Genomic DNA, 24,065 nt, shown 5'->3' with positions numbered 1-24,065 from the left:
CCCTTCGCTTGTTGCCATAATTTAACGCAGGTCGCCAGTCCTGTAAACCGACAATATCTTACCATAGTTTACAGGTCAATTGTTATGGCATTGTAAAATGTTCTGCAACTTTTTGAATTATTTTCACGGAAGCAGGCGGGGGACCGCTCCGGCAGTTCTATTCTTTTCCGGGATCCCCGTTTTTAACCGCCCGAAGAGTCGAAAAAAAGAAGCCTTCCGCCCGGCAGCGCGTAATTGGCGCTTCAGCCGCCGGACCGGCTTCTTGGTGAAAACAGCCTTTCTATCGGGTTGGAGCAAACGCAGGCATCAGGTGATCTCGATATGCCCGGCAAAAGTCGGCGTCATCGGCACGACGTGATAGTACGTTTTGCCCGGCACCATCGACAGCTCCCGGCCGTCCTTCATCAGATGGATCGCGCCGTCCGCTCCGCGCTTCCACTCGCACTGCACCGCTTTGCCGAGCTGGATGAGCATGGCCGGTCCGCCGGAGTCGAGGTCGATGTCAAGCCGCCCGTAATCGTCATAGGTGCGGTGCTTGGCGCCGATGACCGCGATGTTGGCCGTCGTCAGCTGCGTATTTGTCGTCAAATCGGTATGCGGCTCGCCGTTAATAAAACGGGCATACAGCTTCGTCGCCGGGTCGTACGTATAGGAAACCCGGTAGCTTTTCAGCAGAAAATGAATGGCCACCTTCTCCGCCGGCGTCCCTCCGCCCGTCGCTCCGTCTTCCGCAAAGGAGAACGCAGGAACTTTCACGTCCCGGTCGTAGTGCCGTTTGGACGCGCCTTCCTGCAGCTTGCTCAGCGTCGAATACAAATTGTGCGGCGCTTTGCGCGACTTGTCGCGGTAGAAGTAGGCGCTCGCATTGTTGATTTCGTCCATGTCGGCCTTGCCGGAATGCTGCAGCAGCGCCAGGGCGTCGTTGCTCGCGCCGGAATGGACCAGCACGCCGCCGTACGACTCTCCGATCTGGATCAGGTAAGGCCGGATGCTGCGGATCGGACCGATCGGACCGGTGAAGCTGTCGTCGCTTTGAAAAATGGCCACGAGCCGCGTGATGCCGCCCTCGGCCAGCACCTCCCACACGACGTCGGCATGGGGCAGCCCCGACTGCGGACGGGCCGGCTTCAGGTTGTTGATCATGACCGCAAACGGCCGGTTCGTCACCTCTCGCTGGGAGGGCAGACCGGTCAGCGGCGCGGTATAGGCCGGCTTCGGCGGCGTAACGTTCGTTTCCTCGTTGTGATGCTGCGGCTGCACAAGCGGCGGCGCCGGATTCGTATCGCCGGCGGACGGCTTCGGATTCGTTTCGCCGCCGCTGCAGCCCGCCAGGAGGCCGGACAGGATAAGCGCGGTCATGCCAATTACGGACACAGACCGGAATTTCATGCGTGTATGGCGAGCCATGCGCATTCCACCTTTCGCCTTCGATTGTCAGGCTTTTCCGCCCTGCAGTCTATTAAACCACATATACGCACCGCTTGTCTCCTTCGCGGCGCGCAGGACGGCTGTCGGCCGATGCAAATGTTACCGGGTGTACGCCTTCCAATGCCCGCCGCATACTACTCGTATGACACCTACAGAAAGGGAGGAACGGCGATGCCCCTTTGGCTGGAATGGGTCGGCCGCCACTGGCTTGGCTTTGTGCTGCTCGCGGGACTTGCTGCGTCCATCGCGTATGTAAGCGTTAAACATAAACAATTGTTTTATAAGGAATAAGGGAAAAGGTGTGCCGGCAGCCGGCACACCTTTATTTCAGAACGATGAATCGGGGGTACAAAGCCCCCCCCCCCCCCGGGATTGCGCCGATTATTGGCGGCCGGAGCCACAGCGCTCCCACCGGAAAGGGCAGTTCGTGACGTCAGGCTTGCCCCGCTCGCCATGGGCTCAGCCAGCTCCTTGCCGGAAAGAGCCGCCCATGACGTCAGGGCCACCCCGAAGCCGGTTCTATTCCTGACGTTCCGCTTTTGGCTCGGCCGGTTCCATGTTCAGGCCCGCCGGTTCTATTCCTGACGTTCCGCTATGGGTTCGGCCGGCTCCTTGTTGATCAGCGGCAGCCGGACCGTGACGGCCGTCCCTTTGCCGAGTTGGCTGTCGATCCGGAGCTCGCCGCCGTGCAGCTCCACAATCTCCTTGCAGATCGCAAGACCAAGTCCGCTGCCCGAACGGTGGCTTTCGCCTTTATAAAATTTATCCGTCACGTGGGGCAAATCCTCCGGTACGATCCCGCTGCCGGAATCGATCACGGCGATACGCGCCCGGCCGGCTTCCTCATCCGCCTTTACCGTCACGGTCCCGCCGGCCGGCGTAAATTTGAAGGCGTTGTCGATGACGTTAATCAGCACCTGCTTCAGCCGATTGGCGTCCGCTTCCACCATCAGCGGTCCTTCGCCGTATACGGCCGTTAATTGGATGCCTTCCCGCTGTCCCCTCGCTTCGAATTGGCGCATCGTTTCCCGCACCGGCTTCATGACGTCGAGCGCTTCGGGATGAAGCACGATATTTTTGGCATACAGCTTGGAGAAATCGAGCAGGTCTTCCACCAGCCCGGCCAGCCGGTCCGTTTCCCGGTCGATGACCGTAAGGCCCAGCTGCAGCTCCTCGGGATCGGACGGATCGCGGGCCAGCGTTTCGCTCCAGCCCTTGATGGAAGTGAGCGGCGTGCGCAGCTCATGGGAAATCGACGAAATAAAATCGTTTTTCAGCTGCTCGCGCCGGGTCAGCTCCGATGCCATCGTATTGAGCATTTCGGCAAGCCGCCCGATTTCATCGCGGTTGGCGATCCTCACGCGGCGCGTCCAGTCGCCTTCGGCCATCTGCTCGGCCACGCGCGTCAAATTGCGGATCGGGCGGGCGATCCGGCCCGCAAGCCAGACGCTCATCGTGAAGAAAAGGAGCACGACGACGGCGCCGACCAGCACCGACGTCCATATCATGCTGCGCACGATGGCGTCGACCCGTTCGAGCGACGCCGTGTAGCGGAACATGGCGACGACGCGGCTGTCCCGCTCGACGGGCAGCGTTACGGCGACGATCCGCTCCTGCGTCGCAGGATTGATGCCGCGCCAGACGCCCTGGTCGCCGTTCATCGCCCGGACGACGTCCGGTGTCGACAGCGGCTTGCCGTCGCCCGCGAGTCCGTCGCTGTCCACGACGAGATGCCCTTCGGCGTCGAGCAGCTGAAGGCGCGAGCTGCCTTCGGTCATATTTTGCAGCATGTAGCTGGACATGTCGTGCATCGAATCGTAGGCGATGTTGCGGTCATGCAGCGCCGCTTCCGTCTCCGCCCGCTGCAGCACCGCGCTTTGCGCGCTTCCGTAGTAGTAATTCCACACGAGCGTCACAAACATGCCGCCGAGCAGGACGACGACGAGCAGGATCAGAACGCCGTAGCTCCATACCATGCGTGTGCGAAGGCTGCCCATCGGTCATTCGCTCCGTTCCCACCGGTATCCGTAACCCCACAGCGTCTCAATATATTTCGGCTCCGACGGCTCGTCCTCGAGCTTTTGCCGGATGCGCCGGATGTTGACGTCAACGATTTTCAGATCCCCGACAAAATGGCGCCCCCACACGGCGTTCAAAATCTCGTCGCGACTCAGGCCCTCGCCAGCGCGTTCCATCAGCAGCCGCACGAGCGTCCATTCGGTCGGCGTCAGCACGATTTCGGCGCCGTCCTTCCACAGCCGCCGCTGCGCCTCGGACAAGCGGAACGGCCCGGAGCGCAGCTCCGTTCCGCGCCCGGCCGCCGGCGACGGCGTTGCCCCGGCTTCGCCGGAGGCGGTCGGCTCCGCCGCCGCGCCCGGTATGCCCGGCTCCGCCGACGCGGGCACCGCCCCTGCTGCGGCCCCCGGCGCCTGTGGGCCCGCCGCCTCGCTCGAGGCCGGGCCGCGGCCGGCGGCTTGTCCCGACGCGCCCGGCATGCCCGGCTTCGCCGGCGCGGGCGCGGTCCCCGCGGCCCCCGGCGCCTGTGGGCCCGCCGCCTCGCTCGAGGCCGGCTCGCGGCCGGCGGCTTCGCCGGCCGATCGGCCTTCCGGCCACGAGAGGCCGCCCGGCATCATGCGCCGGTACAGCGCGCTGACCCTGGCGACCAGCTCGCCGGGGCTGAACGGCTTCTGCACGTAGTCGTCCGCGCCGAGCTCGAGGCCGAAGATTTTGTCTTCTTCCTGCGACTTCGCCGTCAGCATAATGATGCCCATGCGCGGAAACTGCTCGCGCAGCCGGCTGCATACCTCGAAGCCGCTCATCGTCGGCAGCATGACGTCCAGCAGGGCGATATCGAACGGCGGGGACGCTTCTCCGGCCAGCGCCAGCGCCGTTTCGCCGTCCGCGGCTTCGGTGACGTCCATGCCGCCCCGTTTCAAATTAATGCGGACAAAGCCGCGAATCGATTCCTCGTCTTCCAGCAGTAAAATACGCATGGATTCGCGCGCCTCCCGTCTTCAAAATTATGTTTCCGGCAGCAGCGCGAACTGCTGCCGCAGCGCCGCTTCGCCCGGCTGCATCTGTTTAAACGCCGCTGCCGCCTCTTCCGGCCAGTCCGCCGGAGGCTCGTCCCAAATCGCTTCGTAGACGAGGCCGGACGCTTTCGCCAGCACCGCATAACGGTCCGACCGGTCCTGCTGGTCTTCCTCGGCGTCCTTCCATTCCCCCGCCGCGACGGTCCGGATCCGGAACAGCTCCGCGCGCCGGTTGGATGCCGTATCGTAATAATCGAACGCAATCGCTCCGGCATCCGGATCGGTAGGGCGGCGCACCGTATAATGCCCCTTCCACCCGGCGGGAATCCGCACCGAAAAGCCTTTGTCTCCGTCCTCATACCGTTCTTCGACAATCTCGAATTTTCCGGCCCCGTTCCACTGCAAATAGCGGTCGATCCAGAGCATATCGGCAAAGGAAATGTCAACGGGCTGGCCGGGCGCGGCCCGGCGGACATGAAGGTCGATAATGCCGTCGCCGTTAATGTCGTTATTCGGCGTCTCCGAAGCGACATCCTCCGGCGTCAAGCCTTCCTGATCGCCGGACACCTGAACCAGCGAGCCGTCATTCCATACAAGCATCGACGCCGAGGTCGAATGCGCCCCGATTCCCGCATAGGTCAGCAGGCCGTAACGGGCGGGAGCGATTTTGCCCGCCGCAAGCTGCGTATAGCCGTTCACCGAGCCGTTTAGCGGCGCGGATGCGAGCTTGCGGACGGTGGAGCCCGTCACGCTTTCAATGGTTACGGCTGCTTTTAAATTGTCGCGGTTCAGGTTGACGAGGGCAAGCTCATCATGGCCGTCTCCGTTCACATCGCCCGTATTCATTATTTCGTACGGCAGTTCGCCTATGGGACGGGGGACCGAATCGGCGGACGCATCCTTCGGTACATGATAAATATCCAGCATATGCTCGGGTTCCCCATATTCGTTCCATCCGATCAGCACTTCGGGGACGCCGTCGCCGTCCATATCTTCCGTACGCATAAAATCGATGCCGTACACAGACGATTCGGCAAACGTAAACCATGGCTTCCAGCCGTTCGCCCGCTTCTTCAGCGCCATCACCTGATGCTTGTCGTTCTCGCCCGCAAAGGTGACAACCGCCTCCATCTCCCCGTCTCCGTCCAAATCAATCTTGCTTACCGCCGAGGTCGTATCCGACCGGTCCGGAAGCGACAGCTTCGAACGCGGAGGCAGCGCATCCTGCACGGCGGAAGCCAGCTCCGCATTTTCCGGGGTCAGCCGAGGGTTGATCAGCAGCTCCGAAGGCGTCGACGTGTACTCGCAGCCCGTTGCGGACAGCAGCACGATCAGCCCTGCAAGCACGAGCGGCCCCCGGCGCCCGATTCGCTTCAGTCGATTCATTCTCCTCATTCTCGTCCCCTCTTCCGTAAGGCAAAAGAAAACGGCTCCTGCTCCGAACGAACCGTCAGCGCGGCTTAGCGCCCCTTTTAGTCCCTTTCTTACTCATCCCGGCGGCCTTCCGTGCATTCCTGCTCGGCTTTTCGGCATTCCTCTATTTCTTCTTTCCGGGTTTCCTTCGTTCCTGCTTCCCGGCTTTCTCGGCCTTCCGGGCATTTCATCTATCCTTCATTCCGGCTGTCCCGGCTTTCAGCCCCTGTCAATCTTTATGCTCCACGCCTGTACATAAGCGGCCGAACCTACGCCTGCGCGCTGCCTTTCGCCTTCGCCGCCAGAAGCTGGTCGACGGTGACGAACGTGTAGCCTTTGCTCTGCAGGTCTTTAATGATGAGCGGAAGCAGCACCGGCGTATTCTTAATATGTTTCCCTCCGAAACAATGCATTAAAATAATGCCGCCCGGATGCGTATTCCGGTCGACGTTAAGGCGCATGGCCGGCACCGAATCGCCCGCCCAGTCCCGGGTATCGACCGTCCAGCCGACAAGCGTCCGTCCGTTCTCCATGGCGATCGCCTTCAGGCTCGGCGAGACCGCCCCGTACGGGGCGCGGACCAAATCCGGCACGATCCCGGCAGACCGCTTAATCAGCGTGTCCGTCCACATGAGCTCGTTCACGATTTTCGTATCCGGCAGCTTGGACAGGTCGGGATGATGGTAGGAATGATTGCCGATTTCATTCCCTTCCTGAATGATCCGTTTCATGATCGCGGGATACTTCTTCACCTGCGTACCGACCGTAAAAAATGTCGCATGAACGTTGGCTTTCTTCAAAATGTCCAAAATCTGCGGCGTATACCGGTTATCCGGCCCGTCGTCGAACGTCAGCGCCACGAGCTTGCTTCCCGGCTTCGCCTTGTAAACGGCCGGCTTGACGGTCGGCTTGTCGAGCCGGGCGATCGCGTGTACCACTGCGGGCTTCGCGGCCGTCTGCTGCGGCGCGCCGGCGTTTCCGGTGACTTGGTCCGAGGCGGACGCGCCGCCTCGCGAAATGGCGGACGCCGCTCCCGAAGCCTGGGACGCGGCAGCTTCCCCGCCATTCGGCAGCGAAGCTTGCTGCCCGCTGCCGGACAATCCCGTCCATAGATGCGGCCAGGCATGAACCGCCTCCCGTGTGCCCGCCGCCGAGAGGATCGTCAAACCGACGATAAACAACAGCATTTTCCAGGGCCATGCCCGCCTTTTTAAGCGACGTTTTCTCATTCCGCTCTCCCCTTGCTACACCTTTACCTATCGTACCTGAACCGCCCGGATCAAGTCGTTACAAAAGAGTAACACCGCCGTGCCGCACGCGCATGGGCATGAAGTCGCATAAGAGACGATTTATCCTGAAAATCCGGGCAATTGCTTATGAAGGTCATGCCGGTTTCTCCGCTGTCCCGAAATTGAGGCTTCCTGCCATTCTTATGCGGCGAATCCGTCCATGATGTTCCTCCATTCTTAAGGCGGGTTCACCCGTAATGTTTCTTGCCATTCTTATGCTGCGGGCTCGCCAGTGATGATATGGGCACACTTTTTTACAAGGGCGCCAAATGAAAGCGAATAACGGAAAATACGGCTCCAACCGAAAAAAAACCCATATAATCTCATAAAAAAACCCCGGTTCGGCAATCTGCCAAACCGAGGCGTTTCGCAAGTTACGGTCAAACGCAAGGTTCATTGAGAATCGTTTCTGCTTTTATGATGCCAAGATAAATCGATGAAGCCGCTGTTCACGATGTTTGGGCCGGCTGCCACCGAATGAAAAATCTCCAGCTTGTAGAAGTCCCCTTCGCAGCTTAACCCTTCAGCGCTTTCGCGGCGATATCCGTGCGGACGTGCATACCGCCGAAATGGACCGCGGATACCGCTTCATACGCCCGGGCGCGCGCCTCCGCGATATCGGCGCCGAGGCCGACGATGCCGAGCACGCGGCCGCCGCTCGTGACGACCTCTCCGTCCTGCTCCGACGTGCCGGCGTGGAAGACCAGCGCGCCTTGCGCTTTGGCCGCTTCCAGCCCTTCGATCGCGCGGCCTTTCGGGTACGGGCCGGGGTAGCCTTCCGACGCGGCGATGACGCATACCGCAGCTTCGTCGCTCCACTGGATGTCGAGCTGGTCCAGACGTCCGTTCAGCGCGGCGAGTATGATGTCCACGAGATCGGTTTTCAGCCGCGGCAGGACAACCTGTGTCTCCGGGTCGCCCATGCGGGCGTTGAACTCGATCGTTTTCACGCCGCCGTCCTTCGTTATCATGAGTCCGGCAAACAGGACGCCCCGGAACGGGCGGCCCTCGCTTACCATCGCCCGCGCCGTCGGCTCGATAATCGTCTTGATCGCGGCTTCCACGATCGCCGGATCGATGTGCGGCAGCGGCGAATAAGTACCCATACCGCCGGTGTTCGGCCCTTTGTCGCCGTCGAAGACCGGCTTATGATCCTGGGCCGGCACCATCGGGCGGACCGTCTCCCCGTCGACGAAGGACAGAATGGACATTTCCTGCCCCTCGAGAAACTCCTCGATGACGACGCGGCCGCCGGATTCCCCGAACACCTTGCCGACCATCATGTCGCGCAGCGCCTGCTCCGCTTCTTCGATCGTATAGGCGACGGTGACGCCCTTGCCCGCCGCAAGGCCGTCCGCCTTCACGACGATCGGCGCGGACTGCTCGCGCAGGTAAGCGAGCGCCGTTTCGAAATCGGTGAACGTCTCGTATTTCGCCGTCGGGATGCCGTATTTTTTCAGCAGATTTTTCATGAAAATTTTGCTGCCTTCGATTTCCGCCGCGTTTTTGCGCGGACCGAAGATCGGAATGCCCCGCTCTTCGAACGCATCGACGATGCCGTCCGCCAGCGGGTCGTCCGGTCCGACCACGACGAGATCGACCGCATGATCGGTCGCGAATTGGATCAGATCGGCGAAACGGTTTACCGGAATCGGCACGCACTCCGCCAGCTCCGCGATGCCCGCGTTGCCCGGCGCACAGTAGATTTGCTTCACTTTATCGCTTTTGGCAAGCGCCCATACGATCGCATGCTCGCGGCCGCCTCCGCCGATCACCATTATACGCACATGCAACACCCTCCCGATTGTACTCGCACTTTCAGCCTCGGCCGGCTCCTAATGTTTAAAATGGCGCACGCCCGTGAACACCATCGCGATATTGTTCGCATTGGCCACGGCGATCGATTCCTCGTCGCGCACCGAGCCGCCCGGCTGGATGACCGCGGTAATGCCGGCTTTGGCCGCCAGCTCCAGCGTGTCGCCCATCGGGAAGAACGCGTCGGAGGCCAGCACCGCGCCGCGCGCGTTGTCGCCCGCCTGGGCAATGGCGATTTGCGCCGCGCCGACACGGTTCATTTGACCGGCGCCGACGCCGATCGTCATGCTGTCCTTCGCCAGCAAAATCGCGTTCGACTTCACGTGCTTCACGACCTTCCAGCCGAACAGCAGCTGCTTCAGCTCCTCCTCGGTCGGCTTGCGGCCGGTCACGACCTTCAGCTCGCTTTCGGACAGGCTGTGCACGTCGCTTTCCTGAACGAGCATGCCGCCGTCGACGCTCGTCACGAGCCAGTCGGCTTTGCGCTCCTGGGCCGATTCGAACTCGCCGAGCTTCAGCAGGCGGATGTTTTTCTTCTTCGTCAAAATCTCGAGCGCTTCCGGCGTGAAATCCGGGGCTAAAATAATTTCCAGGAAAATCTCGCTCAGCAGCTGCGCCGTCTCCGCGCCGATCGTGCGGTTCGCCGCGACGATGCCGCCGAAAATCGACGTCGGGTCGGCAGCATACGCCTTCTGGTACGCTTCGTGGATATCCTTGCCGATGCCGACGCCGCACGGGTTCATATGCTTGACGGCCACGACGGCCGGCTCGTCGAATTCTTTGACGATGGCGAGCGCCGCGTTCGCGTCGTTAATGTTGTTGTAGGACAGCTCTTTGCCGTGCAGCTGCTCCGCCGTCGTAATGTTGCCGGGCGAGGCCAGCGGCTTGCGGTAAAACGCCGCCCGCTGGTGCGGGTTCTCGCCGTAGCGCAAATCCTGAACCTTCTCGTACGTGACGGTATAGCGCTCCGGCAGCGGATCGCCCTGCAGCTTGGACAGGTAATCGGAAATGAGCGCATCGTAGGCGCCGGTGTGGCGGAATACTTTCGCCGCCAGCCGTTTGCGCGTCTCGAGCGTCGTATCGCCGTCCGCCCGGATTTCTCCAAGCACGGCTTCATAGTCCGCCGCGTCGACGACAACGGTGACGAACGCGTGATTTTTCGCGGCGGAACGCAGCATGGTCGGACCGCCGATATCGATGTTCTCGATCGCATCCTCGTACGTCACGTCCGGTTTCGCGATCGTCGCCGCGAACGGATACAGGTTGACGACCACGAGGTCGATGTAATCGAGGCCGAGCTCCTTCATCGCCTTCTGGTGCTCCTCGTCGTCGCGGACCGCGAGCAGGCCGCTGTGCACGGCCGGATGAAGCGTTTTGACGCGGCCGTCGAGAATTTCCGGGAAGCCCGTGACGTCGGAAATGCCGACGACCGGCACGCCTTCCTTCTGCAGCAGGCTTGCCGTTCCGCCCGTCGAAATGATTTGCACGCCGAGTCCCGCAAGCGCGCGGGAAAACTCCACAATACCCGTCTTGTCCGATACACTGATTAACGCTCTTCGAATTGCCACTTCAGAAACCCTCCTCAATTGGTTTTAGCCGCCGAAAACCGAATGCAAAACGCCGGATACGATCCCATGCTCCGAGAGCGATCCATTCTCCGGGATGCGATCCTAAACTTCGGGAGCGATCCATGCTCCGAGATGCGACCCCATATTCCGGGAGCGACCTATGCCCCGGATGCTATCACATGCCCCCGGGATGCTATCCCATACTCCGGTAGCGACCCATGCTCCGGGCGCCGCCGTTTTGCCCGCTCCGGGCGCTGCCGGCCGTTTACGTTGCGCTTTGCCCGCTCCCTGCGCCCGAAGCTGCGCCGGCATCCGCGTCTGCGCCCGTTCCGGCATCCGTTATCGTGACGATGCGCCCGTCCAGCCGGACCGCGCCCGCGGCAATCCGCTGAACGACCCAGGGGAGCAGCTCTTGCTCGGCCGCATGAATGCGTGCCGCAAGCGCCGCTTCCGTGTCGCCGTCCAGCACCTCGACCGCCCGTTGGGCGATAATCGGCCCGCTGTCGAGGCCGCCGTCCACGAAATGGACGGTAACGCCCGTCAGCTTCACGCCGTAGTCCAGCGCCTGCCGGATGCCGCTCACGCCCGGAAATGCGGGCAGCAGAGAAGGATGAACGTTGATCATACGCCCGTAATACGGCTCGACGAGCACCGGCGTAATGATCCGCATATAGCCGGCAAGCACGATCAGCCCGATGCCGCGGCGCTGCAGCTCCGCGTAAATTTCCCGCTCGTACGCCTCGCGCGTCGGGTATTCCTTCGGCCGGAACAGGAGCGTGTCGATGCCGGCCCGCTTCGCCCGCTCCGCCACCGGCGATTCGGGCTTGTCACAAACAAGAAGCTCGAGGCTTGCGCCCTCGAGCCGGTCTTGTCCCGCCGCATCCGCCAGCGCCTGGAAATTGGTTCCTCGGCCGGAAGCGAATACGGCGAAGCGTAAAGCCCCCATTACACGTCCGCCCCCGTAAAGGTGACGATGCGGCTGCCTTCCGTCACCGTTCCGATCCTGTACGCGTCCTCGCCGAACTCGCGGGCGGCGCGCAGCGCTTCCTCCGCCTGTTCGGCCGGGACGACGACAACCATGCCGATGCCCATGTTGAACGTCGTGAACATGTCGCGATTCGTAATGGCGCCTTTTGCCTGCATCAGCTTGAATATCGGCTGGATCGGCCAGGAGCCGTAATCGATGTGCGCGTTCACGCCCTCGGGCAGCACGCGCGGAATATTTTCGATAAAGCCGCCGCCGGTGATGTGGGCCATGCCCTTCACCTGCACGCGGCGCGTGAGCTCCAGAGCCGATTGGACGTAGATGCGCGTCGGCTCGAGAATGACCTCGCCGAGCTTCCGGCCTTCGAGCTCCGGCACCGCCTGGTCCAGGCTGTAGCCGCTTTGCTCAAGGAGCAGCCGGCGCACGAGCGAGAAGCCGTTGCTGTGAATGCCGCTGGAAGCGAGGCCGATAATCGCGTCGCCCGGCGCAATCGATTTGCCGTCGATGATCTTTTTGCGATCGACGATGCCGACCGCGAAGCCCGCGATATCGTACTCGTCCCCTTGATACATGCCGGGCATTTCCGCCGTCTCGCCGCCGATCAGGGCGCAGCCCGACTGTACGCAGCCGTCCGAAATGCCTTTGACGATCGCCTCGATTCGCTCCGGCACCACCTTGCCGCACGCCAGATAGTCGAGGAAAAAAAGCGGTTCCGCGCCCTGCACGACGATATCGTTCACGCACATCGCCACCGCGTCGATGCCGATCGTGTCGTGCTTGTCCATGGCAAAGGCGACCTTCAGCTTCGTGCCGACGCCGTCGGTGCCCGAGACGAGAACCGGCTCCTCGTACTTGTCCTTGTTCAGCCCGAACAGTGCGCCGAAGCCGCCGAGCTCGGTCAGCACTTCGGGGCGGAACGTTTTCCTTACGTGCTTTTTCATCCGTTCGACCGCTTCGTTGCCCGCCGCGATATCGACGCCGGCTTGTTTGTACGCTTCTGCCACCTGGTTCAGCTCCTTTATCGTTCACCTTGTTAAAGCTTCATCCCGTAAAAAGAGGATGTCATCACATATTCCCGTTCGAATCGTCGCGGCGAGAAACCGGGCGCGATCCCGGCGGCAGCCGTAAGTCGCCTTACCACGGCGAGCATTGCCGGAGCGGCCCCGGCCACAGCCGTAAGTCGCCTTACCGCAGCAAGCATTGCCGGAGCGATCCCGACCGCAGCCGTTAGGAGGATGGGCTTGCCCCGGCGAGCATGCCGGAGCAAACCCGGCCACACCGTTATGCGGACCGGGGCATATTCGCGAAATCCAGTGCGCGCCTGCTCCGCCGAGGCTCCACGGTTAACGCTGCCCGCAAAGTGCGCGTCAGCAGCTGCAGCTCTTGTCCGAGCTTTCGTCGACCTCGGTCGGATAATCGTTGTTGAAGCAGGCCATGCACAAGCCGCGATTTTTCAGCCCGTCGTTGCCGCCGATCGCCTCGACCAGCCCTTCCTCGCTCAGAAAATAAAGCGAGTCCGCGTTGATCGCCCTGCGGATTTCCTCCACCGTTTTCTGCGAGGCGATCAGCTGCTTGCGGTCCGGCGTGTCGATGCCGTAGTAGCACGGATTCGCGAACGGCGGCGACGAAATGCGCACATGCACCTCGGTCGCGCCCGCTTCCCGCAGCATGTTCACGATGCGCAGCGACGTCGTGCCGCGCACGATCGAATCGTCGATCATGACGACGCGCTTGCCCTCGACGACCTTGCGGACGGCGGACAGCTTCATTTTCACGCCCTTCTCGCGAAGCTCCTGGGACGGCTGGATAAACGTGCGGCCGGTGTACTTGTTTTTGATCAGCCCCAGCTCGTACGGAATGCCCGTCTGCTCCGCATAGCCGATCGCCGCCGAGATGCTCGAGTCCGGGACGCCGGTCACGATATCCGCGTCGACGAACGATTCGATCGCTAGCTGCTGACCCATCCGTTTGCGGGAGGAATGAAGGTTAATGCCGTTAATGTCGCTGTCCGGCCGGGCAAAATAAATATATTCCATCGCGCATGTCGCGCGCTGCGCATTGTCCGCAAAACGGTCCTCGCGCAGGCCGTCGCGGTCCAGAACGAGCAGCTCGCCCGGCTGAACGTCGCGGACGTATTCGGCTCCGACCGTCTCGAGCGCGCACGTCTCCGAAGCGAAGACGAAGCCCTTGCCGAGCTTGCCCATCACCAGCGGGCGAAGGCCGTGGGCATCGGACGCGACGAGCAGCATGTCGTTCGTCATGATCAGGAACGCGAAGCCGCCGATAATCCGCTGCAGCGCTTCTTTCGCCGCCGTAACGAAGTCTTTGCCCGAACGGGCGATCAGGTGGGCGATAACCTCTGTATCGCTCGTTGTTTGGAAAATCGACCCGAGCTCCTCCAGCTCCTCCCGGATGGCGGGAGCGTTGACGATGTTGCCGTTCGTCGCTACGGCCAGATCCCCGGAACGGTATTTAAAGACGAGCGGCTGCGCATTCGCCAGCCGGCTCTCGCCGGCGGTCGAATAACGGACGTGGCCGATCGCCATGTTGCCTTCGAGCGCGTCGAGCCGGTGCTTATCGAATACTTCCTTGACGAGCCCCATGCCCCGGTGGTACGTAAACCGGCCGCCCTTGTCGAGGTCGACCGTGCAGATGCCGGAGCTTTCCTCGCCGCGGTGCTGCAGCGCGTGAAGGCCGTAATAGGCAAGCTGGGCGGCGTCCGGAATGCCCCAGACGCCGAATACGCCGCATTCCTCGCGCAGCTTGTCGAATATGTCGTCCCGCCCGATGCCTTCGTTATAATGGCTGCCGGTCCACAGCTTCGGCAGCTGCTTCACTTCAACAGACATGGAATCGCATCCTTCCAGACCTTCTCCAATTGTTCGACCGGCGCCGAAACGCACGGTCTGCCGCTTACGCCGATCGTCAAATCGGCGCCGCGCACCGTGCCGATCCGGGCGTTCGGTACGCCCCGCTCCGTCAAATATTGCGCGAGCTTGTCCGCCCGCTCCGGCTTCGCCGACAGCAGAATGCGCGATTGCGATTCGCTGAACAGCGCCGCGTCGGCGCGCAGCTCCGTCGCGACGTTCACTTCGGCGCCCAGCTTGCCGCTGATGCACGATTCCGCCAGCGCAGCCGCGAGGCCGCCTTCGGACAGATCGTGCGCCGATGCGACGAGCCCTTGGCGAATAGCGCCGAGCACCGCGTCCAGCAGCTTTTTCTCGGCGTCCAGATCGATCTGAGGCGGGCGGCCTTCCGTCCGTCCGTGCAGCACGTACTGCAGCTCGCTGCCGCCCAGCTCGTGCTTCGTTTCGCCGAGCAGCAGGATGACGTCGCCCTCGGCTTTAAAGCCCTGCGTCGTAATATGATCGAGATCGTGCACGAGTCCGACCATGCCGATAACCGGCGTCGGATAAATCGCTCCTTTGGCATTCTCGTTATACAGCGATACGTTGCCGCCGATGACCGGCGTCTCCAGCGTTCTGCACGCCTCGGACATGCCGTCCGCCGCTTTCTCGAGCTGCCAGAACACCTCCGGCTTCTCCGGACTTCCGAAATTCAGGTTGTCCGTAATCGCGAGCGGCTCGGCCCCGGAGCAGACGATGTTGCGCGCCGCCTCGGCGACGGCGATGCGCCCGCCGACCTCCGGATCGAGGTAGACGTAACGTCCGTTGCAATCCGTCGTCATGGCGAGCGCTTTGCGCGTGCCGCGAATCGTGACGACCGCCGCATCCGAGCCGGGCTGAACGGCCGTGCTCGTGCGCACCATATAGTCATATTGATTATATACCCATTCTTTGCTGGCCACAGTCGGCGAGGCGAGCACCTGCTTCAGCGCTTCCGTCAAATCGGCCGGCTCGGGATACGCCGCCGTATCGACCTTCGCGTTCTCGGCGTAATACGCCGGCTCGAGCGAGGGCTTGTGATAGACCGGGCATTCGTCGACGAGCGCCTTGACCGGCATGTCGGCAACCTGCTCGCCCTTGTGGAACAGGCGGAGGCGGCCGTCGTCCGTCACCTTGCCGACCTTCGCGCAGATGACGCCCCAGCGATCGAAAATTTCCCTCGCCTGCGCCTCATGCTCCGGCGCAACGACGAACAGCATCCGCTCCTGCGATTCGGACAGCATCATTTCGTACGGCGTCATGCCTTCCTCTCGTTGCGGCACCTCGTCGAGGTACAGCTCGAGGCCGTTGCCCGCCTTCGACGCCATCTCCGCGCTGGAGCACGTCAGCCCCGCCGCGCCCATGTCCTGAATGCCGAGCACGATGCCGGAATCGATCAGCTCGAGCGTCGCTTCCATGACGAGCTTCTCCATGAACGGATCGCCGACCTGCACCGCCGTCCGCTTCTCCTCCGATTCCTCGGACAGCTCGACGGAGGCGAAGGTGGCGCCGTGAATGCCGTCGCGGCCGGTAGCCGGCCCGACGTAAAAGACCGGGTTGCCGACGCCTTTAGCAACGCCGCGCTGGATTTTATCGTGATCGATAAGACCGACGCACATCGCATTGACAAGCGGGTTGCCCTCGTAGCTTTCGTCGAACATCACTTCGCCCGCCACCGTCGGGATGCCGATGCAGTTGCCGTAGCCGGCAATGCCGCCGACGACGTGCTCGAACAAATATTTGACGCGGTCGTTCTCGAGCCGGCCGAAACGGAGGCTGTTCAGCAGCGCGACCGGACGCGCGCCCATCGAGAAAATGTCGCGGATGATGCCGCCGACCCCCGTCGCCGCGCCCTGATACGGCTCGACCGCGGACGGATGGTTGTGCGATTCGATTTTGAATACGACCGCCTGGTTGTCGCCGATGTCGACGATGCCCGCGCCTTCGCCGGGGCCCATCAGCACCTTCGGACCGGTGACCGGAAACTTTTTCAGGATCGGCTTGGAGTTCTTGTACGCGCAGTGCTCCGACCACATGACGCTGAACACGCCGATTTCCGTATAATTCGGCTGGCGGCCGAGAAAGCCGCAGATCAGCTCGTATTCCTGGTCCGTCACGCCGAACTGCCGGTAAATTTTCTGGTCCGCGATTTGCTCCGCCGTCGGCTCCTTAGCCGTTAACTGCTGCGCCATGCCGTTCCCTCCATGCGTTCAAAATCGAAGTAAACATCCGTTTGCCGTCCTCCGAGCCGAGCAGCTGATCGATCGCGCGCTCCGGGTGCGGCATCATGCCGACGACGTTGCCGCGCTCGCTGCAAATTCCCGCGATACCGTTCACGGATCCGTTCGGGTTTGCCCCCGCTTTGTAACGGAACACGACCTGCCCGTTCGCCTCGAGCTTCGCCAGCGTTTCCTCGTCGCAGTAGTAATTGCCTTCGCCGTGCGCGATCGGGATATCGACGATTTCGCCCTTCGCGAATTGGTTCGTGAACGGCGTCGCGTTGTTGACCACCTCAAGCAGCGCGCTGTGGCAGCGGAACTGCATGCCGCTGTTGCGCAGCAGCGCCCCCGGCAGCAGCCCCGCCTCAGTAAGAATCTGGAAGCCGTTGCAAATGCCGAGAATAAATTTGCCCTGCTCGGCCGCTTTGACCACCTCGCTCATGACCGGGGCGAAACGGGCGATTGCGCCGCAGCGCAAATAATCGCCGTAGGAGAAACCGCCCGGCACGAGAATCGCGTCGTAGGCCGAGAGATCGGTTGCCGTATGCCAGACGTAGTCGACCTCCTGGCCGATCGTGTCTTCCACCGCCTTGTAGCAGTCGATATCGCAGTTGGAGCCGGGGAAAACGAGTACCGCGAACTTCATCGGTTCAGCCCTCCAATTCGAATCGGTAATCTTCGACGACCGTGTTGGCCAGCAGCTTCTCGCACATCGTCTTCAGGCGCGTTTCGGCTTCCGCGCGATCGCTGGTTTCGAGCTCCAGCTCGAGATATTTGCCGATGCGCACCCTGCCGACTTCGCCGAAGCCCATCGAATGCAGCGCGCCCTGGACGGCGCTGCCTTGCGGATCGAGCACGTTTTGTTTGATCGTCACGTAAACCTTCGCTTTCATGGGGTGGGTCGCCTCCGATAAAATGGTTATGGGATGCGGGGCATCTTTGCTTGCCCCGCGCGTGAATGATTGCCATGTCCGTCCGGTGAAGCTTATGCTTTTCCGCCGGCGGCTTCCGCTACAGCGATTCGCCCGTCAAGCGGCGGTAGATCTCGAGATAACGGCGGGTCGTTTCTTCAACGACGCGGGCCGGCAGCGGGTCGGGCTTGCTGTTCTGATCCCAGTCCGATGCGGCCAGGTAGCTGCGCACCGGCTCTTTGTCCATGCTGTCGATCTCGATGTCGTATGCGTAGTTTTCTTTCGCCCAAAACCGGGAAGCGTCGGGCGTAAAAATTTCGTCGATGAGAATGACTTGACCGTCGATAAGGCCGAACTCGAATTTGCAGTCGGCCAGAATGATGCCGCGCTCTTCGCAGTAGGCGCGCGCGAATTCGTACAGCTTCACGCTGCGGTCGCACAGCTCTTCTGCCAGCTCGACGCCGACCAGCTCCTGCATCCGTTCGAACGAAATATCTTCGTCGTGGCCGACGTCGTTTTTGGCCGCCGGCGTGAAGAGCGGGCGCTCGAAGCGCTCGTTCTTGTGCATGCCCGCCGGCAGCGGAATGCCGTTCACCGCCGACGTTTTGGTATATTGTCTCCAACCGCCGCCCGTGATATAGCCGCGGACGACGCATTCGATGTCGATGCGCTCCGCTTTTTTCGTGACCATGATGCGGTTTTTCAATAGCTCCGGCTCCGTCACGAGATCGCCGAGCCGGCTCACATCCGTATGGACGACGTGGTTCGGCTGGATCCCTTTCGTCTGCTCGAACCAGAACGCCGACAGGCGGTTCAGCACGCTGCCCTTCTCCGGCACCGCCGGTTCGAGCACGTAATCGAACGCGCTGATGCGGTCGGTGACGACGATCAAATAATGCTCGCCCAGATCGTACAGCTCGCGCACCTTGCCTTTATACAGCAGCGGCGCTTTCACATAATCGGCCGCCGTGGACAGCGCTTGTGCAGTCATCGTTATCTCGCTCCCTTTCATCTGCCGCGTGTACCGGCTCGTGAAAAGCCTGTCCGGCGCAGCCCGTACCTGCGGCATGCTTATCCGCGTCACCCACTTCCCGCCCGGCAATCCGTGAAGAAAGCGGGCGGCGCGGCTGACGCGTCAGATCAATCCGAGACGTTTGAAAATCGTATCGACATGCTTCAGATGCCACGCCGGGTTGAAGCAGTCGTCGATCTCTTCCGGCGACAGCACCTCCGTAATTTCCGGCGACGCTTCAATGATGTCGCGGAACTGGCGCTGTTCCTCCCACGCCTGCATCGCGCGCGGCTGAACGGTGTCGTACGCCCGCTCGCGGCTGAAGCCCTTGTCGATCAGCTTCGTCAGCACGCGGCCGGAGAACGGCACGCCGTAAGTGCGCTGCATGTTGCGTTTCATGTTTTCCGGGAATACAGTCAGGTTCTTGATAATGTTGCCGAGCCGGTTCAGCATATAGTTCAGCAGCATCGTCGCATCCGGCAAAATGATACGCTCCACCGAGGAGTGGCTGATGTCGCGCTCGTGCCAGAGCGTGACGTTCTCATAGGCGGAAATCATATGGCCGCGGATGACGCGGGCCAGGCCGGAAATGTTCTCGCAGCCGATCGGATTGCGTTTGTGCGGCATCGCGGACGAGCCCTTCTGCCCTTTGGCGAACGGCTCCTCCACTTCGCGGAACTCGCTCTTCTGCAGGGCGCGGATTTCCGTCGCGAACTTGTCGAGCGACGTCGCGATGAGGGCGAGCGTCGCCATATATTCCGCGTGGCGGTCGCGCTGCAGCGTCTGGGTCGAGATCGGCGCCGGCGAAATGCCGAGCTTCTCGCAGACGAACTGCTCGACGAACGGATCGATGTTGGCGTACGTCCCGACCGCGCCGGAAATTTTGCCGAACTGGACGCCGCCGGCCGCATGGCGGAACCGCTCGAGGTTTCGCTTCATCTCTTCGTACCAGAGCGCAACCTTAAGACCGAAGGTCGTCGGCTCCGCATGAACGCCGTGGGTCCTGCCCATCATCGGCGTATCCTTGTAGGCGACCGCCTGGACGCGGAGAATGTCGATGAAGTTCAGGATGTCCTTTTCCAAAATCGCGTTCGCCTGGCGGAGCAGATAGCCGAGCGCCGTATCGACGACGTCCGTCGACGTCAGGCCGTAATGGACCCATTTGCGCTCCGGGCCGACGGTCTCGGAAACGGCGCGCGTAAAGGCGATGACGTCGTGGCGCGTCTCCTGCTCGATTTCGTTGATGCGGTCGATGTTAAAGGTTGCGCCGCTGCGCAGCGCTTCGGCGTCCTCGCGCGGTATCGCGCCGAGCTCCACCCACGCTTCGCAGGCGCAAAGCTCGACCTCGAGCCATGCTTTGAATTTGTTCTCCTCGGTCCAAATCGCTCTCATTTCCGGTCTGCTGTACCGTTCCAACATCGCCTATCAAACCCTCCAAATATTCGTTTCGGATATCCAGGCCAGCGCGGTGTCCGTATCCTTCGCCAGCACGTTGACGTGGCCCATCTTCCGTTTATGCTTCGCTTCATGCTTGCCGTACAAATGCACCTTCGGCGCGGCGCCGAGCCGCGCGGCAGCCTCGTCGGGCGCCGCCATCCATTCCAGCAGCGGGCCGACATGCTCGCCGAGCACGTTCGCCATGACGACCGGCGACATCAGCGACGGGTCGCCGAGCGGCAGGCCGCAGACGGCACGGATGTGCTGCTCGAACTGCGACGTGCGGCACGCCTCCATCGTGTAGTGGCCGCTGTTGTGCGGCCGCGGCGCCAGCTCGTTGACGAAGATCCCGCCGTCCGCGGTCAGAAACATTTCGACCGCGATCAGCCCGACGACGCCGAGCCCTTCCGCGATGCGGGCGGCCAGCTTCTCCGCTTCCGCCAGGACGGCGGCGTTCACGCGGGCGGGCACGATCGACAGGTGCAAAATGTTCTCGACGTGGATGTTCTCGGCAGCCGGGAACGTCCGGATTTCGCCCTGCGGATTTCTCGCCGCGATGACGGACAGCTCCTTCTCGAAGCGGATAAACTGCTCGAGCACGAGCTCCGTCCGCGCCTTGCTCAGCGTTTCGAACGCTTCGCCGGTTTCGTCCATGCTGCGGATGACCCATTGTCCCTTGCCGTCATAGCCGCCGGTCGCGGTTTTCAGTACGCAAGGCAGGCCGAAGCGCTCCGCGGCCTCGCGCAGCTCGTCCGCGCTGCGGATTTCGGCGTAAGGGGCTACGCGCACTCCTGCCGCCTCGATCGCCCGCTTCTCGCGCAGCCGGTGCTGCGTCGTATACAGCAGCCCGCTGCCCTGCGGCACGTACGATTCCTCCTTGAGCATGGCGGCGACGCCCGCATCGACATTTTCGAATTCGTACGTGATGACGTCGGCGCGCCGGGCCAGCTCGCGCGCCGCTTCGCGGTCGTCGTAGGCGGCGACGATCTGCTCGGCCACCTGCCCGCACGGCGCGTCCGGCGTCGGATCGAGCGCGACGAAGCGGTAGCCCATCGCGCTGCCGGCATTCGCCATCATCCGGCCGAGCTGGCCGCCGCCGAGGATACCGACCGTCGCGCCGGGCAAAATGACCTTCGCGCCGTCTGCGCGGTCGCCGGGTACACCGGGCGCTAACCGTTCTCCGACCGGCCCGTTCGTCCCGCTCATAGCGTCTCGCCGCTTTCCATCACTTCGCGCCGGATGCGGTCGCGCCGCGCCTGTACGCGCGCCTGCACCTCAGGGTCGAACGCTCCGAGCATTTGCGCCGCGAGCAGCCCTGCGTTCGTGCCGCCGGCATTGCCGATCGCCACGGTGGCGACCGGAATGCCGCCCGGCATCTGCACGATCGACAAAAGCGAATCGAGCCCGCTCAGGCTCGACGACTTGACGGGCACGCCAATAACGGGCAGAACCGTCTTCGCGGCGACCATGCCCGGCAAATGCGCCGCGCCGCCGGCACCGGCGATAATGACTTTCAGGCCGCGGGCGGCGGCGGTTTCCGCATATTCGAACATCAGGTCCGGCGTCCGGTGCGCCGAGACGACCTTTTTCTCATACGGAATGTGGAGCTCGTCCAGAATATCGCAGGCAAGCTTCATCGTCTCCCAGTCCGATTTGCTGCCCATGATGACGCCCACTTTCGCTGACATCGCAAAAACCTGCCTTCTATAGAGAGAGTATGGAAATAAACGACATATTCAGGAAAATAAAAATCCCGCCAGCGGTGTTTCCGGTCGGAAAACGGCTGCGGGACACGAACGGCCGTAAAGGAGGGTCATTTCATCCCTCCCAAAAGACAGGCCGAGGCTGCCCCGAACCGGGGCAACCTCATCTCTTCAACTCGCGCTCGTAGTCCGAAAATTTGCGGTTTTCGGGTAGAAACGTCCGGGCCTTATTCCCGAATATATACGAACTGCTCATGCACAAATTCAGTTTACTCAACCGCCCTACGCCTGTCAACCTAAATACGAACATTTATCGAGCCACCTTTTATAAAAGTTCGTTTTTCCGTCATGTATCGAATTCCGCCGTTTACGACCATAACCGCCAGTCGGAAACTAGCCGGCTTCAATACCGCCGGTGCGGCCGCATTTTGTCCATGGTCCAGGGATTTAACGCTTTCGTATAGCTTGCTCCGATCTGCAGGGAGCATACCTTACCTTTTAAAAGGGAAGTCCCGCAGAGCCTGCTTCCAAGCCGGCGGAACTTCCTCATGTGTTTGGCGTGCCCGGTCCGGCGCGCCAATGCCGCGTTACCCCTGGCTGCCGATAAACCCGTAGCGCGCGATAATGAGAACCGCGAGAATCCACATCAGCCAGTGCACCCTGTACTTGCCGTTGCCCTTGCCCGTAACGTTCGCCACTGTGGCCAGCACGACATACGAGACGATGCCGAGCGAAATGCCGTTGGCGATATTGTACGTAAACGGCATAAACGCGATCGTGAGGAAGGCCGGGATCGCATACACCATATCGCCGAAATCGATATCCTTGACCGATTGCATCATCAGCACGCCGACGATGATCAGCGCGGCGGCCGTCGCGGCATCGGGGATAAGCGAAACGACCGGCCAAAGGAACAGTGCGATCAGAAAAGCGATGCCCGTCGAAACGGCGGTCAGACCGGTCCGGCCGCCCTGGGCGACGCCGGATGCGCTCTCGACATAGGCCGTCACCGTGCTCGTTCCGAGCATTGCGCCGCCGCTGACGCCGATCGCATCGACGAACATCGCCTTGCCGACGCGTTTGCGGCCTTCTTCCGGATTTTTCATGATGCCGGCGCGGCTCGCCGTTCCGAGCAGCGTACCGAACGTATCGAACAGCTCGACGAACGTGAACGTCGCAATCACGGACACGAGCCCGGTCTGCCATACGCCGTTCCAGTCGAAATCCCAGAAGTTCAGCTGCGCAAAATCCGGCGACCAGCTGGCGCCCTGCAGCTTGGCGTCCACATCGACGTTGCCGGTCGCGATGGCGATGATCGTCGTGGCCAGGATGCCCCACAGGATGGCGCCCCGCACGCGCAGCACCATCATGACGCCGATCAGCAGCAGGCCGATCAGCGTCAAATAGACGCCCGGCGTTTCCAAGCTGCCCATGTGAAACACCGTTTCGAAGCCGAGCACGTCGGCGAAGACGCCTTTCGGAATGTCCGTCACCGTATTTTCGACCGCGATCGTCATGAGCCCGCTGTTTTTCAGCCCGATGATCGTAATGAAGAGACCGATGCCGACCGTAATCGCGCTCTTCAGGCTGTCCGGCACCGCCGTGATGAGCATCTGCCGAATCTGCGTCACCGTCAGAATGAGAAAGATGATACCGGAAATGAAGACAGCCGTCAGCGCCACCTCCGGCGTAATCGGCGAGCCTGTCGCTTTCGAAGCGAGCACCGTCGTCGCAAAATAGGCGTTGAGGCCCATTCCGGGCGCCAGCGCGACCGGAAAGTTGACGAACAGGCCCATCGCGATCGTGAAAATGCCGGCCGCCAGCGCCGTCGCCAAAAACACCGAGTAGGCGTTAAGCCCCGTTTCGCCAAGGACGCTCGGGTTGACGGCGAGGATATACGCCATCGTCATAAAGGTCGTCAATCCGGCCAGGATTTCCGTTCTTACCGTTGTTCCGTGTTCCTTCAAACGAAAGAAACCGCCCATTTTTGATAAGCCCTCCCCAAAAAATGTGATCAGAACAAACGAAACCCGGGTGAATGCGGAATGCCGCCCATCGCGGCGCGTCAGTCCCTCCGGAAAACAAGCGGCGGCAAACCATGACAAGCCGCTTCGATTCGTTCGGGACGACAGACTTTTCCAGCATTCTCCCAGGTTCCGCACAAAACGAGAAAAGGTAACGCAGCGGACCGGAAGCTGCGCGCCTTTTCAAGCTTTTCGTAGCCGGATCATTTGCGGTGACCTCGTAGAAACTCCCGGGCCCTATTCCCGGGATTATACGAAAAGAGCTGCTGATTGTCGTTATGGACAAGCCCATTCTAAAGCGGATTCGACAACACGGTCAATAGAAAAGTCGAGAAAACGCTTAA

The 24,065-nt window shown here is 61.6% G+C and carries 18 protein-coding genes, 1 pseudogene and 2 riboswitches; all 19 genes and pseudogenes read right to left on the bottom strand.

All coding sequences use genetic code 11. The features are described 5' to 3' along the window. Positions 1 to 306 precede the first annotated feature (306 nt). The 19 genes and pseudogenes from PD282_RS03375 to PD282_RS03285 all read right to left on the bottom strand — a co-directional run bounded on the left by PD282_RS03375 (position 307) and on the right by PD282_RS03285 (position 23,682). Positions 307 to 1,407 carry a DUF3048 domain-containing protein gene (locus tag PD282_RS03375; RefSeq protein WP_274648978.1) on the bottom strand — a complete coding sequence of 367 codons (1,101 nt, stop codon included), beginning with the start codon at positions 1,405 to 1,407 and terminating at the stop codon, positions 307 to 309. Positions 1,408 to 2,003: 596 nt separating this feature from the next. Then, positions 2,004 to 3,425 (bottom strand): sensor histidine kinase, encoded by a 1,422-nt coding sequence (locus tag PD282_RS03370; protein ID WP_274648977.1) that lies wholly within the window; start codon positions 3,423 to 3,425, stop codon positions 2,004 to 2,006. A gap of 3 nt (positions 3,426 to 3,428) precedes the next feature. Then, positions 3,429 to 3,923 carry a winged helix-turn-helix domain-containing protein gene (locus PD282_RS27325; RefSeq protein ID WP_338045247.1) on the bottom strand — a complete coding sequence of 165 codons (495 nt, stop codon included), beginning with the start codon at positions 3,921 to 3,923 and terminating at the stop codon, positions 3,429 to 3,431. Between the two features lie 129 nt (positions 3,924 to 4,052). Further along, positions 4,053 to 4,421: pseudogene (locus tag PD282_RS03360) on the bottom strand (response regulator transcription factor); the annotation flags it as partial. 27 nt (positions 4,422 to 4,448) lie between these two features. Next, the gene (locus PD282_RS03355) at positions 4,449 to 5,846 is read right to left on the bottom strand and encodes an FG-GAP repeat domain-containing protein (RefSeq protein WP_274648976.1); all 1,398 of its coding nucleotides are present in this window, start codon (positions 5,844 to 5,846) and stop codon (positions 4,449 to 4,451) included. 296 nt (positions 5,847 to 6,142) lie between these two features. After that, the gene (locus tag PD282_RS03350; RefSeq protein ID WP_274648975.1) at positions 6,143 to 7,102 is read right to left on the bottom strand and encodes a polysaccharide deacetylase family protein; all 960 of its coding nucleotides are present in this window, start codon (positions 7,100 to 7,102) and stop codon (positions 6,143 to 6,145) included. Between the two features lie 575 nt (positions 7,103 to 7,677). Next, on the bottom strand, positions 7,678 to 8,949 hold the full coding sequence (purD, locus tag PD282_RS03345) for a phosphoribosylamine--glycine ligase (RefSeq protein WP_274648974.1): 1,272 nt from the start codon (positions 8,947 to 8,949) through the stop codon (positions 7,678 to 7,680). 48 nt (positions 8,950 to 8,997) lie between these two features. Beyond that, positions 8,998 to 10,545: a bifunctional phosphoribosylaminoimidazolecarboxamide formyltransferase/IMP cyclohydrolase gene (gene purH, locus PD282_RS03340; protein ID WP_274648973.1), complete on the bottom strand. Its 1,548-nt coding sequence runs from the start codon at positions 10,543 to 10,545 to the stop codon at positions 8,998 to 9,000. Between the two features lie 265 nt (positions 10,546 to 10,810). Then, on the bottom strand, positions 10,811 to 11,491 hold the full coding sequence (purN, locus tag PD282_RS03335) for a phosphoribosylglycinamide formyltransferase (protein ID WP_274648972.1): 681 nt from the start codon (positions 11,489 to 11,491) through the stop codon (positions 10,811 to 10,813). Next, positions 11,491 to 12,534 carry a phosphoribosylformylglycinamidine cyclo-ligase gene (gene purM, locus PD282_RS03330; RefSeq protein ID WP_274648971.1) on the bottom strand — a complete coding sequence of 348 codons (1,044 nt, stop codon included), beginning with the start codon at positions 12,532 to 12,534 and terminating at the stop codon, positions 11,491 to 11,493. Before purM ends, purN begins: the two co-directional genes overlap by 1 nt. Positions 12,535 to 12,897: 363 nt before the next feature. Next, complete coding sequence (gene purF, locus PD282_RS03325) at positions 12,898 to 14,379, bottom strand: amidophosphoribosyltransferase (protein ID WP_274648970.1); 1,482 nt, start codon at positions 14,377 to 14,379, stop codon at positions 12,898 to 12,900. Further along, positions 14,364 to 16,607: a phosphoribosylformylglycinamidine synthase subunit PurL gene (purL, locus tag PD282_RS03320; RefSeq protein WP_274648969.1), complete on the bottom strand. Its 2,244-nt coding sequence runs from the start codon at positions 16,605 to 16,607 to the stop codon at positions 14,364 to 14,366. Before purL ends, purF begins: the two co-directional genes overlap by 16 nt. Next, positions 16,585 to 17,280: a phosphoribosylformylglycinamidine synthase subunit PurQ gene (purQ, locus tag PD282_RS03315; RefSeq protein ID WP_274648968.1), complete on the bottom strand. Its 696-nt coding sequence runs from the start codon at positions 17,278 to 17,280 to the stop codon at positions 16,585 to 16,587. The genes purL and purQ overlap by 23 nt, the downstream gene beginning before the upstream one ends. 4 nt (positions 17,281 to 17,284) lie before the next feature. Then, positions 17,285 to 17,527: a phosphoribosylformylglycinamidine synthase subunit PurS gene (purS, locus tag PD282_RS03310; RefSeq protein WP_274648967.1), complete on the bottom strand. Its 243-nt coding sequence runs from the start codon at positions 17,525 to 17,527 to the stop codon at positions 17,285 to 17,287. Between the two features lie 118 nt (positions 17,528 to 17,645). Continuing rightward, on the bottom strand, positions 17,646 to 18,536 hold the full coding sequence (locus PD282_RS03305) for a phosphoribosylaminoimidazolesuccinocarboxamide synthase (protein ID WP_274648966.1): 891 nt from the start codon (positions 18,534 to 18,536) through the stop codon (positions 17,646 to 17,648). 144 nt (positions 18,537 to 18,680) lie between these two features. Further along, on the bottom strand, positions 18,681 to 19,976 hold the full coding sequence (gene purB / locus PD282_RS03300) for an adenylosuccinate lyase (RefSeq protein WP_274648965.1): 1,296 nt from the start codon (positions 19,974 to 19,976) through the stop codon (positions 18,681 to 18,683). A gap of 6 nt (positions 19,977 to 19,982) precedes the next feature. After that, positions 19,983 to 21,200: a 5-(carboxyamino)imidazole ribonucleotide synthase gene (purK, locus tag PD282_RS03295; protein WP_274648964.1), complete on the bottom strand. Its 1,218-nt coding sequence runs from the start codon at positions 21,198 to 21,200 to the stop codon at positions 19,983 to 19,985. Then, the gene (purE, locus tag PD282_RS03290; RefSeq protein ID WP_274648963.1) at positions 21,197 to 21,682 is read right to left on the bottom strand and encodes a 5-(carboxyamino)imidazole ribonucleotide mutase; all 486 of its coding nucleotides are present in this window, start codon (positions 21,680 to 21,682) and stop codon (positions 21,197 to 21,199) included. The genes purK and purE overlap by 4 nt, the downstream gene beginning before the upstream one ends. Positions 21,683 to 21,862: 180 nt before the next feature. Continuing rightward, positions 21,863 to 21,964, bottom strand: a riboswitch (purine riboswitch). A gap of 320 nt (positions 21,965 to 22,284) precedes the next feature. Continuing rightward, positions 22,285 to 23,682: an NCS2 family permease gene (locus PD282_RS03285; protein WP_274648962.1), complete on the bottom strand. Its 1,398-nt coding sequence runs from the start codon at positions 23,680 to 23,682 to the stop codon at positions 22,285 to 22,287. Between the two features lie 214 nt (positions 23,683 to 23,896). Beyond that, positions 23,897 to 23,998: riboswitch (purine riboswitch) on the bottom strand. Positions 23,999 to 24,065 lie beyond the last annotated feature (67 nt).

The organism is Paenibacillus humicola, assembly GCF_028826105.1.
Lineage (GTDB): Bacteria > Bacillota > Bacilli > Paenibacillales > Paenibacillaceae > Paenibacillus_Z > Paenibacillus_Z humicola.
Note: the sequence above shows the minus strand (reverse complement) of the source record. Positions and strands in the feature narration are given on the sequence as shown.

Bases quoted from the DNA above. Each gene is read 5' to 3' on its own strand.
- purS (WP_274648967.1), bottom strand. From the start codon at position 17,527: ATGAAAGCGAAGGTTTACGTGACGATCAAACAAAACGTGCTCGATCCG.
- PD282_RS03355 (WP_274648976.1), bottom strand. From the start codon at position 5,846: ATGAATCGACTGAAGCGAATCGGGCGCCGGGGGCCGCTCGTGCTTGCA.
- purB (WP_274648965.1), bottom strand. From the start codon at position 19,976: ATGTTGGAACGGTACAGCAGACCGGAAATGAGAGCGATTTGGACCGAG.
- purL (WP_274648969.1), bottom strand. From the start codon at position 16,607: ATGGCGCAGCAGTTAACGGCTAAGGAGCCGACGGCGGAGCAAATCGCG.
- PD282_RS27325 (WP_338045247.1), bottom strand. From the start codon at position 3,923: ATGCCGGGCGCGTCGGGACAAGCCGCCGGCCGCGGCCCGGCCTCGAGC.
- purF (WP_274648970.1), bottom strand. From the start codon at position 14,379: ATGTCTGTTGAAGTGAAGCAGCTGCCGAAGCTGTGGACCGGCAGCCAT.
- PD282_RS03305 (WP_274648966.1), bottom strand. From the start codon at position 18,536: ATGACTGCACAAGCGCTGTCCACGGCGGCCGATTATGTGAAAGCGCCG.
- PD282_RS03375 (WP_274648978.1), bottom strand. From the start codon at position 1,407: ATGGCTCGCCATACACGCATGAAATTCCGGTCTGTGTCCGTAATTGGC.
- purE (WP_274648963.1), bottom strand. From the start codon at position 21,682: ATGTCAGCGAAAGTGGGCGTCATCATGGGCAGCAAATCGGACTGGGAG.
- purN (WP_274648972.1), bottom strand. From the start codon at position 11,491: ATGGGGGCTTTACGCTTCGCCGTATTCGCTTCCGGCCGAGGAACCAAT.
- PD282_RS03285 (WP_274648962.1), bottom strand. From the start codon at position 23,682: ATGGGCGGTTTCTTTCGTTTGAAGGAACACGGAACAACGGTAAGAACG.
- purQ (WP_274648968.1), bottom strand. From the start codon at position 17,280: ATGAAGTTCGCGGTACTCGTTTTCCCCGGCTCCAACTGCGATATCGAC.
- PD282_RS03350 (WP_274648975.1), bottom strand. From the start codon at position 7,102: ATGAGAAAACGTCGCTTAAAAAGGCGGGCATGGCCCTGGAAAATGCTG.
- purK (WP_274648964.1), bottom strand. From the start codon at position 21,200: ATGAGCGGGACGAACGGGCCGGTCGGAGAACGGTTAGCGCCCGGTGTA.
- PD282_RS03370 (WP_274648977.1), bottom strand. From the start codon at position 3,425: ATGGGCAGCCTTCGCACACGCATGGTATGGAGCTACGGCGTTCTGATC.